This window comes from Mycobacterium sp. E3298 (assembly GCF_001666895.1).
GTDB lineage: Bacteria > Actinomycetota > Actinomycetes > Mycobacteriales > Mycobacteriaceae > Mycobacterium.
In genome coordinates this window covers 1-670 of record NZ_LZJB01000572.1, presented here as the reverse complement: position 1 = coordinate 670, position 670 = coordinate 1, and the positions used below count along the sequence as shown (strand labels likewise).

Below are 670 nucleotides of genomic sequence, written 5' to 3'. Positions count from 1 at the left end.
GCGCCGAGGTGCGGGGTGACCACCACCTGTGGCAGCTCGAACAGCGGGCTGTCGGTGCACGGCTCTTTGGCGAAGACGTCGAGACCGGCCGCCCGGACGTGGCCGCTGCTCACCGCCTCGGCCAGCGCGGCCTCGTCGATCAGGCCGCCGCGGGCGGCGTTGACGATGATGACGCCCGGCTTGGTCTTCGCCAGCGCTTCCTTGCCGATGAGGCCCGCCGTCTCGGGCGTCTTCGGCAGGTGCACCGAGATGAAGTCGGCGCGGCCCAGCAGGTCGTCGAGGGGCAGCAGTTCGATGCCGAGCTGCGCGGCCCGCGCCGGCGAGACGTAGGGGTCGTAGGCGACCAGGTGGGTGCCGAAGGCCGTCAACCGCTGGGCGACCAACTGCCCGATCCGGCCCAGCCCCACCACGCCGACTTCATCTCGGTGCACCTGCCGAAGACGCCCGAGACGGCGGGCCTCATCGGCAAGGAAGCGCTGGCGAAGACCAAGCCGGGCGTCATCATCGTCAACGCCGCCCGCGGCGGCCTGATCGACGAGGCCGCGCTGGCCGAGGCGGTGAGCAGCGGCCACGTCCGGGCGGCCGGTCTCGACGTCTTCGCCAAAGAGCCGTGCACCGACAGCCCGCTGTTCGAGCTGCCACAGGTGGTGGTCACCCCGCACCTCGGCGC

Annotated in this window: 2 pseudogenes; one reads left to right on the top strand and one right to left on the bottom strand. The window is 72.1% G+C overall.

The annotated features are described in order from the left end of the window. Window positions 1–416, bottom strand: a pseudogene (locus A9X05_RS26065) (NAD(P)-dependent oxidoreductase); the annotation flags it as partial. On the opposite strand from A9X05_RS26065, the pseudogene A9X05_RS26060 reads away from it, so the two are divergent. Beyond that, a pseudogene (locus tag A9X05_RS26060) lies at window positions 411–670 on the top strand (NAD(P)-dependent oxidoreductase); the annotation flags it as partial. The pseudogenes A9X05_RS26065 and A9X05_RS26060 overlap by 6 nt on opposite strands.